General features: G+C 71.1%; 13 protein-coding genes and 1 pseudogene. 11 read left to right on the top strand and 3 right to left on the bottom strand.

The genetic code is table 11. The features are described from left to right. Nucleotides 1–101 precede the first annotated feature (101 nt). Both sucC and sucD read left to right on the top strand, forming a co-directional pair. Complete coding sequence (sucC, locus tag ABT001_RS15910) at nt 102–1,283, top strand: ADP-forming succinate--CoA ligase subunit beta (protein ID WP_351277252.1); 1,182 nt, start codon at nt 102–104, stop codon at nt 1,281–1,283. A gap of 21 nt (nt 1,284–1,304) precedes the next feature. Then, nucleotides 1,305–2,189, top strand: coding sequence for a succinate--CoA ligase subunit alpha (gene sucD / locus ABT001_RS15905; RefSeq protein WP_351277250.1), 885 nt, complete (start codon nt 1,305–1,307; stop codon nt 2,187–2,189). Nucleotides 2,190–2,288: 99 nt separating this feature from the next. Here the strand turns inward: sucD and ABT001_RS15900 are convergent, their stop codons facing one another. Beyond that, nucleotides 2,289–3,578 (bottom strand): helix-turn-helix domain-containing protein, encoded by a 1,290-nt coding sequence (locus ABT001_RS15900; RefSeq protein WP_351277248.1) that lies wholly within the window; start codon nt 3,576–3,578, stop codon nt 2,289–2,291. 131 nt (nt 3,579–3,709) lie between these two features. Here ABT001_RS15900 and ABT001_RS15895 point away from each other — a divergent pair, with 131 nt between their 5' ends. After that, a complete protein-coding gene (locus ABT001_RS15895) occupies nt 3,710–5,404 on the top strand; it encodes a cell division protein PerM (protein ID WP_351277584.1) in 1,695 nt (564 codons plus the stop codon). Between the two features lie 73 nt (nt 5,405–5,477). Here the strand turns inward: ABT001_RS15895 and ABT001_RS15890 are convergent, their stop codons facing one another. Next, on the bottom strand, nt 5,478–6,425 hold the full coding sequence (locus ABT001_RS15890; protein WP_351277245.1) for a hypothetical protein: 948 nt from the start codon (nt 6,423–6,425) through the stop codon (nt 5,478–5,480). Between the two features lie 238 nt (nt 6,426–6,663). Between ABT001_RS15890 and purN the strand changes: the two genes are divergently transcribed. The 3 genes from purN to ABT001_RS15875 all read left to right on the top strand — a co-directional run bounded on the left by purN (nt 6,664) and on the right by ABT001_RS15875 (nt 10,520). Further along, nucleotides 6,664–7,320 carry a phosphoribosylglycinamide formyltransferase gene (purN, locus tag ABT001_RS15885; RefSeq protein WP_351277243.1) on the top strand — a complete coding sequence of 219 codons (657 nt, stop codon included), beginning with the start codon at nt 6,664–6,666 and terminating at the stop codon, nt 7,318–7,320. Beyond that, nucleotides 7,307–8,878: a bifunctional phosphoribosylaminoimidazolecarboxamide formyltransferase/IMP cyclohydrolase gene (gene purH, locus ABT001_RS15880; protein ID WP_351277241.1), complete on the top strand. Its 1,572-nt coding sequence runs from the start codon at nt 7,307–7,309 to the stop codon at nt 8,876–8,878. Before purN ends, purH begins: the two co-directional genes overlap by 14 nt. Nucleotides 8,879–8,972: 94 nt before the next feature. After that, nucleotides 8,973–10,520, top strand: coding sequence for a DUF2079 domain-containing protein (locus tag ABT001_RS15875; protein WP_351277238.1), 1,548 nt, complete (start codon nt 8,973–8,975; stop codon nt 10,518–10,520). Between the two features lie 64 nt (nt 10,521–10,584). Here ABT001_RS15875 and ABT001_RS15870 read toward each other — a convergent pair whose 3' ends face one another. Further along, nucleotides 10,585–11,328: an RDD family protein gene (locus ABT001_RS15870; protein WP_351277236.1), complete on the bottom strand. Its 744-nt coding sequence runs from the start codon at nt 11,326–11,328 to the stop codon at nt 10,585–10,587. Between the two features lie 238 nt (nt 11,329–11,566). On the opposite strand from ABT001_RS15870, the gene ABT001_RS15865 reads away from it, so the two are divergent. The 5 genes and pseudogenes from ABT001_RS15865 to ABT001_RS15845 all read left to right on the top strand — a co-directional run. Then, on the top strand, nt 11,567–12,445 hold the full coding sequence (locus tag ABT001_RS15865) for a bifunctional methylenetetrahydrofolate dehydrogenase/methenyltetrahydrofolate cyclohydrolase (protein ID WP_351277234.1): 879 nt from the start codon (nt 11,567–11,569) through the stop codon (nt 12,443–12,445). A gap of 23 nt (nt 12,446–12,468) precedes the next feature. Continuing rightward, complete coding sequence (locus ABT001_RS15860; RefSeq protein WP_351277231.1) at nt 12,469–13,047, top strand: DUF3017 domain-containing protein; 579 nt, start codon at nt 12,469–12,471, stop codon at nt 13,045–13,047. A 422-nt stretch (nt 13,048–13,469) separates the two neighbouring features. After that, nucleotides 13,470–14,543 (top strand): helix-turn-helix domain-containing protein, encoded by a 1,074-nt coding sequence (locus tag ABT001_RS15855; protein ID WP_351277228.1) that lies wholly within the window; start codon nt 13,470–13,472, stop codon nt 14,541–14,543. A gap of 176 nt (nt 14,544–14,719) precedes the next feature. Beyond that, nucleotides 14,720–15,709 carry a malate dehydrogenase gene (locus ABT001_RS15850; RefSeq protein WP_351277227.1) on the top strand — a complete coding sequence of 330 codons (990 nt, stop codon included), beginning with the start codon at nt 14,720–14,722 and terminating at the stop codon, nt 15,707–15,709. Between the two features lie 22 nt (nt 15,710–15,731). Continuing rightward, nucleotides 15,732–15,818 (top strand): annotated as a pseudogene (locus ABT001_RS15845) (DUF5926 family protein); the annotation flags it as partial.

Here is a 15,818-nt window from a genome sequence, read left to right as displayed (position 1 = left end):
GGTCACCGTGTGCGCCTCCCTAGTGACTGCGCAGTCACGTTGCCCTCGCGGCACGCCCACGCAGAAAACCAACCGCGAGACCATAAAAGGGACGGACGCGCGTGGACCTGTTCGAGTACCAGGCGAGGGACCTCTTCGCCAAGCACGGTGTACCGGTGCTGGCCGGTGAAGTCATCGACACGCCTGAGGCAGCCCGCGAGGCGACCGAGCGGCTGGGCGGCAAGTCCGTCGTCAAGGCGCAGGTGAAGGTCGGTGGCCGAGGCAAGGCCGGCGGCGTGAAGCTGGCGGCAGACCCGGATGAGGCGGTCGCTCGCGCGACCGACATCCTCGGCATGGACATCAAGGGCCACACGGTCCACAAGGTGATGATCGCCGAGCTCTCTCCGGAGATCGAGGCGGAGTACTACGTCTCGTACCTCCTCGACCGAACCAACCGCACCTTCCTCGCCATGGCGTCGGTGCAGGGCGGCATGGACATCGAGGAGGTCGCGGAGAAGACCCCCGAGGCCCTCGCGAAGGTCCCGGTCAACGCCGTGGACGGCGTCGACATCGAGAAGGCCCGCGAGATCGTGGCCCAGGCGAAGTTCCCGGCCGAGGTGGCCGAGGGTGTCGCCGAGGCGATGGTGACCCTGTGGGACACCTTCGTCGCCGAGGACGCGCTCCTCGTCGAGGTCAACCCGCTGGTGAAGACCAAGGACGGCCGCATCCTCGCGCTGGACGGAAAGGTGTCCCTCGACGAGAACGCCGACTTCCGTCAGCCGGATCACGCCGCTCTCGAGGACAAGGCCGCGGCCAACCCGCTCGAGGCCGCCGCCAAGGCCAAGAACCTCAACTACGTCAAGCTCGAGGGCGAGGTCGGCATCATCGGTAACGGTGCCGGTCTGGTCATGTCGACCCTGGACGTCGTCGCGTACGCCGGTGAGAACCACGGCAACGTGAAGCCCGCCAACTTCCTCGACATCGGTGGCGGCGCCTCCGCCGAGGTCATGGCGAACGGCCTGGAGATCATCCTCGGCGACCCGGACGTCAAGTCCGTCTTCGTCAACGTCTTCGGTGGCATCACCGCCTGCGACGAGGTAGCCAACGGCATCGTCCAGGCCCTGGAGCTGCTCAAGTCCAAGGGTGAGGACGTCACCAAGCCGCTCGTCGTGCGCCTCGACGGCAACAACGCGGAGCTGGGTCGCAAGATCCTCTCCGACGCCAACCACCCGCTCGTGCAGCGCGTGGACACCATGGACGGCGCGGCCGACAAGGCCGCCGAGCTCGCCGCGGCTGCGAAGTAAGGGACGAGGGACTCCAACACCATGGCTATCTTCCTCACCAAGGACAGCAAGGTCATCGTCCAGGGGATGACCGGCGCCACGGGCATGAAGCACACCAAGCTCATGCTGGCCGACGGCACCAACATCGTCGGTGGCGTGAACCCGCGTAAGGCGGGCACGTCCGTCGACTTCGACGGCACCGAGGTACCGGTATTCGGTTCCGTCAAGGAAGCGATGGAGAAGACGGGCGCCGACGTGTCGGTCCTCTTCGTGCCGCCGGCCTTCGCGAAGGCCGCCGTCGTCGAGGCGATCGACGCCGAGATCCCGCTGGCCGTCGTGATCACCGAGGGCATCGCCGTCCACGACTCGGCCGCCTTCTGGGCGTACGCCGGTTCGAAGGGCAACAAGACCCGGATCATCGGCCCGAACTGCCCCGGCCTGATCACCCCCGGCCAGTCCAACGCCGGCATCATCCCGGGCGACATCACCAAGCCCGGCCGCATCGGCCTCGTGTCCAAGTCCGGCACGCTGACCTACCAGATGATGTACGAGCTCCGTGACATCGGCTTCTCGTCCGCCGTCGGTATCGGTGGCGACCCGGTCATCGGCACGACGCACATCGACGCCCTCGCGGCGTTCGAGGCGGACCCGGAGACCGACCTCATCGTGATGATCGGCGAGATCGGTGGCGACGCCGAGGAGCGTGCCGCCGACTACATCGCGAAGAACGTCACGAAGCCGGTCGTCGGCTACGTCGCGGGCTTCACCGCCCCGGAGGGCAAGACCATGGGCCACGCCGGCGCCATCGTCTCCGGCTCCTCCGGCACCGCCGCGGCCAAGCAGGAGGCCCTCGAGGCCGCCGGCGTGAAGGTCGGCAAGACGCCGACCGAGACCGCCAAGCTGGCGCGCGAGATCCTCGGCGGCTGACCGCCGCCCCGCTTCACCGCCGAAACAGGCGTGGGCCCGCGCCCCCTTCGATCAAGGGGGGCGCGGGCCCACGCCCGTTTCCGTCCGAGGCAGAGCGTTTCAGGGGATGCGCGGAATTAGGCGTTCCGGGCCGTGCATGAGCTCGCCCCGCAACGACTTCTGCAGTTTCAGGTCCTGCGGCGTCAGCTTCTCCGGCCCGCCCCGTGGGGGGACACCGGCGACCCGCTCGGCGGGCGCCAGCGGCTGCTCGTAGTGGGTGGGCGCCGTGTGCAGGGTGAGGGCGGTCGTGCCGATGAGCAGCGCCCCGAAGCAGAGCGCCGCCCGGGTCCAGAGTTCCGCGACGCGCTCGCCGCCCGCGCGGACGACGGGGGCCGGCGGCGGCGCGGGCACCACCTCCAGGAGGGCGAGTTCGCCGAGCCGCTCGCGGAGCGGCGCGGGCCGTCGGCCACCGGTCCCCGCGGCTTCCGTCGGTTCGGGCAGCCGCTCGGCGACGGCGGCACGTGCGTTGACCAGTCTGCTCGCCGCGGCCGGTGTGCTCGCCTCCGTCTCCGCGGCCGTCTCGGGCAGCCCCAGGCCGACACCGTCGTGGAGCAGCAGGGTGCGGCGGTACGACGGCGGTAGGTCGAGCAGCGCGTCGAGCAACGCCCCCCGTACCGGGTCCTCCGGCAGTGCGTCGGCCTGGCGGAGGGAGCGGCGCAGCCGGTGCCAGGGCGACATCGCGTACTCGTACGAGACCGCCCGCACCCAGCCGGCCGGATCGCGGTCCGTGGCCACCTCGGGCCAGCGCTGCCAAGCGGTCCTGAAGGCGTGCTCGACGGCTTCCCCTGCGAGCTTCCGGCGACCTGTCAGCAGGTACATCTGACGGACGAGGCCGGGGGCGGTGCGGCCGTACAGGACGTCGTACGCCTCCTCGGCCGTGATGCATTGCCGGGGCTGCGGGACGGGCTCGGCCCGCGTCTCCCGGTCCGATACGGGGCGGTCCGGAGCCGGGGCGTCAGGGACCCGGACGTCAGGGCCCCGGACGTCAGGTACTCGGATGTCAGGGACCCGGACGTCAGCTGTCGAGGGGCCAGATGTCGGCACGTCAGCTGTCGGGGCGTCAGATGCCCGGGTGTCAGGCGCCGGGGCGTCAGTGGCGGGTACGCTCCGGGCAGGCGCTTCCGGCGCGGGGCGGTGTTCGGCGTAGCCGATCAGTTTGGCGTAGGCCGCGCGGCGGCGGCCCCGCGGGCTGATGCGTCCTGTCTCCCACGCACGGACGGTGGCGGGCGTGACGCCCACGGCTTTCGCCACCTGCTCCTCACTCAGTCCCCTGGCCTCGCGCAGCCTGCGGCGCTTTTTGGGGGAGGGCAACGAGGTGGCGGGAGCCGGACCTTTGCTGTTCCGCGTCATGCCCGGCCTCCGTTCTCGGTGACACTGCACTGGGTGAAAAAGTACATAAACGTATATTGGGCGACACAACGGCCATTCGCCCGTTACACGGAATAAGCGCGTGTCGTTGGCAGCATGGCCGCGTGACCCAAGTGACTGAGCGCAGCCCGATGTTGCCGACCGAGCTGAGTAGGTCCACCGCCCTGGCCTCCGCCTTCGTGCGCGGAGTGCTCGCCGCGGGGCTCGGGCTCGGCGCCCTGGCGGTCCTGGTCATGCTGCTGTGGATCAGCTCCCCGTACCCCGACAGCGGGCCCGGCGAGGCCTTCCGTGTGGCCACCGGGCTCTGGCTGCTCGCCCACGGCGCCGAACTGGTCAGGGCCGACACCGTCGGAGGGCATCCCGCGCCCGTGGGGACGGTCCCGCTGCTGCTCGTCGTGCTGCCGGTGTGGCTGTTGCACCGGTCCGCCAGGGATTCGGCGGAGACCGGTGGGAAGGCCCCGGGCGGCCATTCGGCGGTCGGTGCGTTCTGCGCGGTGAGCGCCGGATACCTGTTGGTCGTGCTGGCCGCGGCGGCGTACGCGCGAGACGGCGGGCTGCCCGCCGACCGGGCTTCGATCGCCTTTCCCGTCACCGTGGTGGTGGCCGGTGCCGCCGCCGCGGGGGTGTGGACGGCCCGTGGGCGACCGCTGACCCCGTTGCTGGTCCGGGCGCCACTGAGGCTGCAGGAGGCGGCCGCCCGCTCCCGGTTCCGGGCCGGGGCCGGTGTGGCCCTGCGCTCGGCTGCCGCCGGTGTGCTCATGCTGATCGGCGGCGGTGCGCTGCTGGTCGCGGTGGCGCTGGCGTGGCACGCGGGGGCGGCCAGGGAGTCGTTCCTGGGCCTGTCGGGTGACTGGGCGGGCCGGATCTCCGTCCTTCTGCTGGCCACGGTGCTCGTGCCGAACGCCGCGGTGTGGGGTGCCGCCTACGGTCTCGGGCCAGGGTTCGCCCTCGGGACGGATTCCCTGGCCACCCCGCTCGCCTTCACCGGGCCTCCCGCGCTGCCGGACTTCCCGCTGCTGGCCGCTGTGCCGTCGCACGGCACAGGAACGGTGGCGAACTGGGCGGCGGTCGCGGTGCCGACCGTGGCCGCCCTGACCGTAGCCCGGTTCGTCGCACGGGGGGCGGTTCCGGTGCCCGGGGAGCGCGAGGAGGCGTGGGGTCAGGGCCGGACGGCGCTGGCGGCAGGGCTTGCGGCCCTGGGCTGCGGTGCCGGTGCGGCGGTGCTTGCGGCGGCGTCGGGTGGCCCGCTGGGGGCAGGGGCTCTGGCGGAGTTCGGCCCGGTGTGGTGGCTGGTGGGCCCGGCCGCTCTCGCGTGGACGGCGGTGATCGGCGTACCGATGGCGCTGCTGGCCAGGGCGTGGCGGCTGCGGGAGCAGCGGTGGGGCTGGCGGAGGGACGCGGCCAAGGCCGAGCTGGTGGAGGAGGTGCCGGAGGGGCGAGCCGAAGAGCGGCCCGGAGGCGCGGGCGGGGAGCCGTACGACTTCCTGTCGGCCGACTCGTGGCACGAGGACGGGGCGAGGGAGGCGCGCTGGGCCGCGCTCAAGAAGAACTCGGGCGGGCTGATGGCCGACTTCCCGCCGGAGGAGACCCCGACTCCGGCACCGACCTCGACTTCGGCACCGACTTCGGCGACACCCGCGCCGACTCCGACGACGCCCGCCCCGGCCGTGGCACCCGCACCGGCTCCGACGACGACACCGGCCACCGAGCCCCCGCCCGCACCGGACGCCGAGCCCACGCCCACGCCCCCTGCCGACGCCCTCCCGTCCGGTCCGGATGAGCCGGCCGGCCGGGAGGAGACCTCGTAGTGGGGAGTTCCGCTACGGCCTACTGCGGGCCTGCGAGCAGGGAGCGGGACTTCTCACCTCTCCTGGCTGACCACTACTTCTGCACGCCGAAGAAGGGCTCCAGCGGGTCCGGCAGCCTGTCGTTGCAGGAGAGCGCGCCGGTCTTGGTCAGGGCGTCGTTCACGCAGGTGTAGTAGTCGCGGTAGACCAGCTGGACCGTGTAGCCGGTGGCCACGATCGACAGGGCCAGCAGTGCCGTCACCAGACCGCTGACGGCAGCCGTCGTCTGCTGTCGGCTGCTGCCTTGTGCGGCTCCGGGCGCGGCCCCGGGGAGCGGGGGCGTGGTGGTCCGGTCCGCGTGACCCGTGCCGGTTGCCGCAGTGGGTCCCGTGCCGGTGGCACCGGCCGCCGGGGGCTTACGCGGACCCCCGCGCAGGGCGCTGATCGACCAGTACACGGCGAGGGCGCCGAGGAGCATCGCGATCTCGGGGAAGTCGAAGAGGGCGAAGAAGAAGGCCCACATGCCGCCCAGCACGGCATAGCGTGCGCGCCGCTGAGCGGGGTCGGTCGGGTCCCAGCGCAGCCCGCCGGGCTTGCCCTCGGGGCCACCTCCCTGGCCGCTCGGGCCGCCGGGGCGGCCGCCGAATCCGCTGTCCTGACGGCCCGGCTGCTGGTCGCTCCACTGGCTGCCCCAGGCCGGTCGGTTGCCGGAGGAGCCTTCGCCGCTGTCGCCGTTCCCGCCGTTCCCCGGCGTGTGGGAGGGATGGCGGGGCTGCCAGGGCTGGTCGGGCCGGTCCTCGGGCGGTGCCGCGAACGGGTTGTCGTCGGACGACCCGGACGACCCGGACGACCCGGACGACCCGGACGAAGAGCCCGACGGCGACCCGGACGACGAGCCCGACGATGACCCGGAGGACCCTGACTTCGACGGGGATCCCGAGCCCGACGAGGAGTCCGGCGATGAGGACTGGCGTTCCCGCATCAGCGTGGATGCCCGCTCGGGCAGCGGGTGGCCAAGGGCGGTGCGGAGGCGGTCCGGCATGTGGTGAACGTCTTCCCCATCTCGTCATGTCCGCCCGGGGGCGGTTCCCTGTCCCCTGACGCTACCTCCCGGTCGCGCCCCCGTCCCGTGGGGGCCGCCGGGTGTGCCGGTATCGTTGCTGACGGTCGGACCGTTCGTAGAGTTCCCCGTATCGCGGGACGAACTTCTTTCGTACGACCATACAAACGCACCTCCTGCACATCGCGTACCGCTGTACGACGCGAGAAAGGGCCCTGCCGTGGCCTCCCCGCCCCCCTCCGCCGCTCCGGCCCGTGTGGTCGTGCTCGTCTCCGGCTCAGGCACGAACCTCCAGGCGCTCCTCGACGCGATCGGCGATGACCCGGAGGGCTACGGCGCCCGGATCGTCGCGGTCGGCGCGGACCGCTACGGCACCGTCGGCCTGGAGCGCGCCGAACGTGCCGGGCTTCCCACCTTCGTGTGCAAACTCGGCGAGTACGCGGACCGTGACGCGTGGGACGCGGCCCTGACCGCGGCCGTGGCGGAACACCGCCCGGACCTCGTCGTGTCCGCGGGGTTCATGAAGATCGTGGGCAAGGGCTTCCTCGCCGCGTACGGCGGCCGTGTCGTCAACACCCACCCCGCCCTGCTCCCCAGCTTTCCCGGTGCCCACGGCGTGCGCGACGCGCTCGCGTACGGCGTGAAGGTCACCGGGTGCACCGTCCACTTCGTCGACGACGGTGTCGACACCGGTCCGATCATCGCGCAGGGCGTGGTCGAGGTGACCGAAGAGGAAACGGTGGAGGGCGAAGCCGCCCTCCACGAACGCATCAAGGAAGTCGAGCGCAAGCTGCTCGTCGAGGCCGTGGGGCGGCTCGCCCGTGACGGCTATCGCATTGAGGGACGAAAGGTTCATCTCGGTCATGTCGGTGAATAACCCCACCACGGTGAATAAGCCCATCCGCCGCGCCCTGGTCAGCGTCTACGACAAGACGGGGCTCGAAGACCTCGCCCGCGGTCTGCACGAGGCGGGCGTGGAGCTGGTCTCCACCGGCTCCACCGCAGGGAAGATCGCCGCCGCCGGTGTGCCGGTCACCAAGGTCGAGGAGCTCACCGGCTTCCCCGAGTGCCTCGACGGCCGCGTCAAGACGCTGCACCCCCGCGTGCACGCCGGCATCCTCGCCGACCTGCGGCTGGACACCCACCGTGAGCAGCTCGCCGAGCTCGGTGTGGAGCCGTTCGACCTGGTGGTCGTCAACCTGTACCCGTTCACGCAGACCGTCGAATCCGGCGCGTCCGACGACGAGTGCGTGGAGCAGATCGACATCGGCGGTCCGTCGATGGTCCGCGCCGCCGCCAAGAATCACCCGTCCGTGGCGGTCGTGACGAGCCCGGAGCGCTACGCCGACGTCCTCGCGGCGGTCGAGGCGGGCGGCTTCGACCTGGGTGCCCGCAAGCGGCTCGCCGCCGAGGCGTTCCGGCACACCGCCGCCTACGACGTGGCCGTCGCCTCCTGGTTCGCGGCCGACTACGCGGCCTCCGACGACTCCGGCCTGCCGGAGTTCCTCGGTGACACCTTCACGCGCAAGAACGTCCTGCGCTACGGCGAGAACCCGCACCAGTCCGCCGCCCTCTACACCGAGGGCGCGGGCGGCCTCGCCGAGGCCGAGCAGCTGCACGGCAAGGAGATGTCCTACAACAACTACACGGACACCGACGCCGCCCGCCGCGCCGCCTACGACCACGCCGAGCCGTGCGTCGCGATCATCAAGCACGCCAACCCGTGCGGCATCGCGATCGCCGACGACGTCGCCACGGCGCACCGCAACGCGCACGCCTGTGACCCGCTGTCCGCGTTCGGCGGGGTCATCGCCGTCAACCGGCCGGTGACCGTCGAGATGGCCGAGCAGGTCGCCGAGATCTTCACCGAGGTCATCGTCGCCCCGGCGTACGAGGACGGCGCCGTGGAGGTGCTCGCCCGCAAGAAGAACATCCGCGTGCTGCGCTGCCCCGACGCCCCGGCCTCCGCATTCGAGGTCAAGCCGATCGACGGCGGTGCGCTGCTCCAGGTCACCGACCGGCTCCAGGCCGAGGGCGACGACCCGGCCAACTGGACCCTCGCCACCGGCGAGGCGCTCACGGCCGACGAGCTCAGGGAGCTCGCCTTCGCGTGGAAGGCGTCCCGTGCGGTCAAGTCCAACGCCATCCTGCTCGCCAAGGACGGCGCCTCGGTCGGCGTCGGCATGGGACAGGTCAACCGTGTCGACTCCGCGAAGCTCGCGGTCGAGCGTGCGGGGGAGGAGCGGGCCCAGGGCGCGTACGCCGCGTCCGACGCCTTCTTCCCCTTCCCCGACGGCCTGGAGATCCTGACCGCCGCCGGCATCAAGGCCGTCGCCCAGCCGGGCGGCTCGGTCCGTGACGAGCTGGTCATCGAGGCCGCGAAGAAGGCGGGCGTGACCATGTACTTCACGGGCACGCGCCACTTCTTCCACTGACGACGCCCGCGGTGACCACGCGCAGGCCGTACCCCCTCCGGGTGCGGCCTGCGGTGCGTCCCGGCGTGCGGGGATCAGTCGTCCCTCTGTTCTAATGAATGGCCTTGTCGGGCCGCGGCGGGTGGTCCCGTGCGGCCGGGCAGTGACCAGTGAGGGACTCCGTTGCGGGGGCATCGTGCGTGACCTGAACCAGAGCGGAACCGACGTGCCCGGGGAGCAGGTCCCGCAGGCCGTCGCGGACACGTCGCACCCGGCGCCGCTGAGGCCCTACCTGATCGCCGCCGTGGTCCTGTGCGCGCTGTACTTCCTCTACGGGTACCTGCGGTTCAGCCACTTCCAGTCGCCCTCCTGGGACCTGGGCATCTTCGAGCAGGAGGTGCGCGCGTACGCCGGGTTCGACGCGCCGGTCGTCGACATCAAGGGCCCGGGCTATCTGATACTCGGCGACCACTTCAGTCCGGTGGTGGCGCTCCTCGCCCCGCTCTACTGGATCTGGCCGTCCGCCCTCGCCCTGCTCTTCGCCCAGTCCGCCCTGTTCGCCGCCTCCGCGGTCATCGTCGGGCGCACCGCTCAGCAGATCCTCGGCGGCCGTGCCGGCCTCTGCGTCACCGTCGCGTACGGGCTGTCCTGGGGGCTCCAGGAAGCGGTGAAGGCCGACTTCCACGAGATAGCCCTCGCCGTCCCGCTGCTCGCCCTGGTCTGCCGCGCCCTCCTCCTGGAGCGTTGGCGGGCCGCCGTCCTGTGGTCGCTGCCGCTGGTCCTGGTCAAGGAGGATCTCGGCGTCACCGTCGCCGTCGTCGGCGTGCTCCTGGTGCTGTGCGGCCGGCGGATCCAGGGCCTCCTGCTGGCGGCCTTCGGCGTGGCCGCGTTCGCGCTCACCGTGCTGGTGCTCATACCGGCGGCCAGCAGCGCCGGAACGTACGACTACTGGAAGAAGATCGAGGAGAACGGCGGGCAGGAGGTCTCCCTGCTCGACTCCGTGCTCGGAGTTCTCGACTCCTCCGTCAAGCTGGAGATGCTGGTCTTCCTCGTCGGCATCACTGCCTTCATGGCGCTCCGCTCGCCCCTGATCCTGCTGGTCCTGCCGACGATCGGCTGGCGTCTGCTCTCCCAGGACTCCAACCACTGGGGCATGGTCTGGCACTACAGCGCCATCCTGATGCCCGTGGTCTTTCTGGCGATGGCCGACGGCATCCGCCGCAGCCGGTCATCGAGGCGGCCCTGGCTCGTCTCGTACGCGAACGTCGCCGCCCCCGTGGCCGCGGCGATCGCGATCGCCCTCACCCAGCACCTGCCGCTCCGCGACCTCGCGCGCCCGGAGACGTACAGGACCGACGCGCGCACCCGGGCGGCCGAAGAGGCGCTGGAGGCCATCCCCGTGGGCTCCAGGGTGGAGACGGACATCACGCTGATGGCGCACCTGACGGCGGACCGCACGGTCTACTGGATCGGCGGTGCGCCGGGCACCGCGCCGGATGTGGTCGCGATCAACCTGGACTTCGGCTGGTCACGGCCGATCGACGACCCGGTGGAATACGCCGAGCAGCTCCATCCGGAGGCGCGCTACCGGATCACCCGGGAGGCCGGTTCCTTCGTCGTCATGCAGCGGACCACCCCGGCGCCCGCCGCCTTCCGGTCCTGATCGGCGTTCCCGCACAGCACTGAGGGCCGGAGCGGTGCTCCGGCCCTCAGTGCGTTCGACGGTGTTACTTCTTGACCACCAGCGTGCCGGAGGCACGGTCGTGCCAGCCCTGCAGCTTGCCGGAGTTGTCGAAGAACGGCGACAGGTAGACGAGGAGCTGACCGATGCCGCAGACGAACGCGCCGACCATGGGGATGATCCAGCGGATGAAGCCGCCACCGAGACCGGGGTTCTGGCCGGTGTTCTCCTTGACGACCTTCAGGCCGAGCGCCATCTTGCCGAGCGTGGCGCCGACGAAGGCGATCATCAGCCACTCGTAGAGCAGCGTGATCAGGCCGAAGATCAGGATGGCGCCGAACATCGTGGCGACGATGCTGGCGCTCGCGTCCTCGATGCAGGCGTTGTAGCCGGGGTCCATGGCGCTGCCGCAGTTCTCGGCGGTCTCCGCTATGCCCAGCGCGCCGGCGATGCCGACCGCGCTGAGGATGCCGTACACCACACCGATGGCCAGGGCGTCGATGACGCGCGCGCCCAGGCGGCGTCCCATCGTGGCCACCTGGACGGTGCCGAGGACGGGGATGTTGATGTAGCCGTTGTTGGCCTGGAGCGTGCCGGGCTGCTGCGGGTAGGCACCGTACTGCTGTCCGGGCTGCTGACCCGGCTGCTGCGGGTAACCGTATCCCTGCTGGGGGACCCCCTGAGGCGCCTGCTGCGGGTAGCCGTAACCGGGCTGGCCCTGCTGCGGCGGCTGTCCGGGCTGCTGGCCCGGCTGCTGGCCGTACGGGTTGTTCGGGTCGCCGAAACTCATGCGGGGTCTTCCTCCAACGATGTGCGGGGACGATCGTGCCGCGCGGAGGACACACGGAGGTAAGGCTGTCAGCGATCCGCCCCCCGTCAAAAACCTGCGGCACTGCGGGAATCATCGTTATAAACGTGAAGTAAGTTTGTCCAGTCCAGCGCCTCAGGTGTTGTGCAAGTGCAATCTCGCGTCCACGTGGCGGGCCCGGATTGGTATGCGGGCGGGGTCATCCGGGAGGATGGGTGACATGACTGCCCAGATTCTCGATGGCAAGGCCACCGCAGCTGCGATCAAGTCCGATCTGACCGTCCGCGTGGCGGCCCTCAAGGCACAGGGCATCACACCCGGCCTGGGAACCCTGCTGGTCGGCGACGATCCGGGCAGCCGGTGGTACGTGAACGGCAAGCACCGTGACTGCGCCCAGGTCGGCATGGGCTCCATCCAGCGCGAACTCCCCGACACCGCCACGCAGGAGGAGATCGAGGAGGTCGTACGGGAGCTCAACGCCAACCCGGAGTGCACGGGTTACATCGTGCAGCTCCCCCTCCCCAAGGGGATCGACACCAACCGCATCCTGGAGCTGATGGACCCGGCGAAGGACGCGGACGGGCTGCACCCGATGAACCTGGGCAAGCTCGTGCTGAACGAGAGCGGCCCGCTGCCCTGCACCCCGCAGGGCGTCGTCACCCTGCTCCGCCGTCACGGCGTGGAGATCAACGGCGCCCATGTGGTCGTCGTCGGCCGGGGCGTCACCATCGGCCGCCCCCTCCCGCTGCTGCTGACGCGCAGGTCCGAGAACGCGACCGTCACCCAGTGCCACACCGGCACCCGTGACCTCTCCGCGCACCTCAGGCAGGCCGACATCATCGTCGCCGCCGCCGGTGTGCCCCACCTGATCAAGCCCGAGGACGTGAAGCCGGGCGCGGCCGTGCTCGACGTCGGTGTCAGCCGGGACGAGAACGGCAAGATCGTCGGCGACGTCCACCCGGGCGTGGCCGAGGTCGCCGCCTGGGTCGCCCCGAATCCAGGGGGCGTCGGCCCCATGACCCGGGCCCAGTTGCTCGTCAACGTGGTCGAGGCCGCCGAGCGCGCTGCCGCCGAGGCCTCCGCCGTTTCCGCCGGCTGACCCGGACCGACCGGAGGAACGTCATGGGCGCTGGTACGAGTCCGGTGGACGGTACGCACGCGAAGCGGTCGGCCGATGAGGCGGCGGGAGTGTCCGAGGAAACCGCCGGGGCACCCGTCGTCGAGGCCGACGAGACGGGCGTGGCAGCCGGGACGCAAGAGGCAGAAGAGACGGAAGAGGCTGCCGGGGGCGGTGGTTCGACCTGGGAGCCCTCGAGTCGCTTCTCGCTGACCCGTGACACCGCGCGCCCCGAGGGAGGCGGCCGGGCGGCCCCCGGGGACGCCCCCGCGCCCGCCCGGCAGTGGCCGCTGCTCACGGTGCTCTGCACCGCGGGCCTCGGTCTGTTGATCGTGGGGACCGACCCCTTCGACCAGGCGTTCAGGATCGGTGTGATGCTGATGGGCTTCGCGCTGCTCGCCGGTGCGGTGCTGCGCTGGGTGGTCCCCTCCGTCGGCATGCTGGCCGTGCGGTCACGGTTCACCGATCTGGTCACGTACGGCCTGATGGGCACGCTGATCGTGCTGCTGGCCCTGATGGCGCAGCCCAAACCGTGGCTGAACGTCCCTTTCCTTCAGGACGTGGTCCGCTTCACCGTCCGCTGAGGGGTGTCCGTCCCCTCCCCCGAGGAGGGACGGACACCGGGACAGGGCGCCGACGCGACAAGCCCCGGAATGCGGTGACTTGAGCGGCCTTGCTCTGTCCTGTGACCAGAGTCATGGACATGAGGTGCTGGTTCAAGGGGCGCCTGGTGCCTGTGGCACGGAAGTGACCATTCCGCCACCGTGTGATCGTCACGCAACAGTGGGAGACCAGCACGGCATGCGCTACGGCGCGCAACGGGGTCCGCGCTCATGCCGAATGCACCCGTGCGCCCCTTTGTCCGGAACTGGCATCCTGGGTCCGTGCATCCTTCTGGGTAGTCCGGAGCGCGGGTCAACCGCTCCGACGGCAGGGGGGAAGGACCCGGCGCCGGGGGACGGGGGCGCGCCGGGAACGTCCGGGGGACTCGACTGGGGGGAAGGCAATGCCTCGTTGGAAGGCACTACCGGAGGAACTCGATCCGCAGTTGCGGGAGTTCGCGGGCCAGTTGCGCGGGCTGGTGGACCGCAGCGGGCTGAGCCTGGCCGCGGTCGCAGACCGCACGGGCTACAGCAAGACGTCGTGGGAGCGCTATCTCAACGGCAGACTGCTCGCACCCAAGGGGGCGATCGTCGCGCTGGCCGAGGTGACGGGCACGCAGCAGCACCATCTGACGACCATGTGGGAACTGGCCGAGCGGGCCTGGAGCCGCTCGGAGATGCGCCACGACATGACGATGGAGGCCATCAGGATCTCCCAGGCGCGTGCGGCGCTCGGAGAGGCAGGTGTGGCCGCGGCTCCCGTGGCGAGCGGAGGGGCTGGCCGCCCGGGCGGCGGTACGGGGGTGTCCACCGCCCCTGGTCCCGGACGGGAAGGGCACGACGCCGGCCTGCCGGTGTCCGTCCCCGTCCAGCGAGGCTCTGTTCCGCGCATTCCCCGGCAGCCGCAGCCGGGTGGCGCGCCGGAGTCCGGTGGAGGCGGTCACCGCAAGGGCGGCGCTCCTGCCGGAGGGCGGCCGGAGGGCGGAAGCCGCAGGGTGACGCTGTTCCTCGCGGGTCTCGTGGGCGCGCTCCTGCTGATAGCCGGGGCCGTGCTGCTCACCGATCTCGGCGGGGACGGTGAAGCCGCCGTGGCGACGCCGTCCGCCGATCCACGTGCCGAGGCGCCCCGGTTGCCCGCCGGCGTCGGGTGCAGCGGTGCGGACTGCACCGGCGAGGACCCGGAAGCCATGGGCTGTGGCGGCCAGTTCGCCGGCACCGTCGCCAGGGAGACCGTCGGAGACGGCCTCGTCGAGGTCCGCTACAGCGAGACGTGCGGGGCCGCCTGGGCCCGTATCACCCAGGCGTCGCCGGGGGACACCGTGCGGATCGCCGCCGGCTCGTCGGAGCAGGACGGCACGGTGGAGGCCGATGCGGACGCCGACGCCTACACCCCGATGGTCGCCGTGGGGAAGGCGTCCGACGCGAAGGCCTGTGTGACCCTCGCCTCCGGCGCGACCGGCTGTACCACCCCGGAGTGACGTGAGGGCCGGCTGCGCTGCGTGACCGACTGTGCGCGGTGCCACAGGGGGGCGGGCGGCCCCGGCGGCGAGGGTCGGATAGCCTGATCGCTGGATATCTCTTCACATCAAGATTCAGAGGTATCCAGCACCAGGGGCAGGGACCCACCACCGCCAGCTGTCTAACGGAGATCGCCATGACCCGCACTCCCGTGAATGTCACCGTGACCGGCGCAGCCGGCCAGATCGGCTACGCGCTGCTCTTCCGCATCGCCTCCGGCCACCTGCTCGGCCCGGACGTGCCGGTCAACCTGCGACTCCTCGAGATCCCGCAGGGCCTGAAGGCCGCCGAGGGCACCGCCATGGAGCTCGACGACTGCGCCTTCCCGCTGCTGCGCGGCATCGAGATCACGGACGACGCCAACGTCGGCTTCGCCGGAGCCAACGTCGCCCTCCTGGTCGGCGCCCGCCCGCGTACGAAGGGCATGGAGCGCGGCGACCTGCTGTCCGCCAACGGCGGCATCTTCAAGCCGCAGGGCAAGGCCATCAACGACAACGCCGCGGACGACATCAAGGTGCTCGTCGTCGGCAACCCGGCCAACACCAACGCCCTCATCGCGCAGGCCGCCGCTCCGGACGTACCGGCCGAGCGCTTCACCGCGATGACGCGTCTGGACCACAACCGCGCCATCTCGCAGCTTGCCGCCAAGACCGGTGCGGCCGTCTCCGACATCAAGCGGCTGACGATCTGGGGCAACCACTCGGCGACCCAGTACCCGGACATCTTCCACGCGGAGATCGCCGGCAAGAACGCCGCCGAGCTCGTCGACGACGAGGCATGGCTGGCCGACACCTTCATCCCGACCGTCGCCAAGCGCGGCGCGGCGATCATCGAGGCCCGTGGCGCGTCCTCCGCCGCCTCCGCCGCCAACGCCGCCATCGACCACGTGCACACCTGGGTCAACGGCACCGCGGCGGGCGACTGGACCTCGATGGGCATCCCGTCGGACGGCTCCTACGGCGTCCCCGAGGGCATCATCTCCTCCTTCCCGGTCATCACGAAGGACGGGAAGTACGAGATCGTCCAGGGTCTGGACATCAACGACTTCTCCCGTGCGCGCATCGACGCGTCGGTGAAGGAGCTCACCGAGGAGCGCGACGCGGTCCGCGAGCTCGGCCTGATCTGACCGGCGTCCGGCCACCGGCCGCGAGCACCTCGCCGAAGCCCTCGCCTCGGACGTCCCGCTGACGAGTGACGAGCGCCGGGCCCGCAGTGGGCTCACCAACCGCCAAGTG

It is taken from the genome of Streptomyces sp. NPDC002793, from assembly GCF_040295485.1.
Lineage (GTDB): Bacteria > Actinomycetota > Actinomycetes > Streptomycetales > Streptomycetaceae > Streptomyces.
Note: the sequence above shows the minus strand (reverse complement) of the source record. Positions and strands in the feature narration are given on the sequence as shown.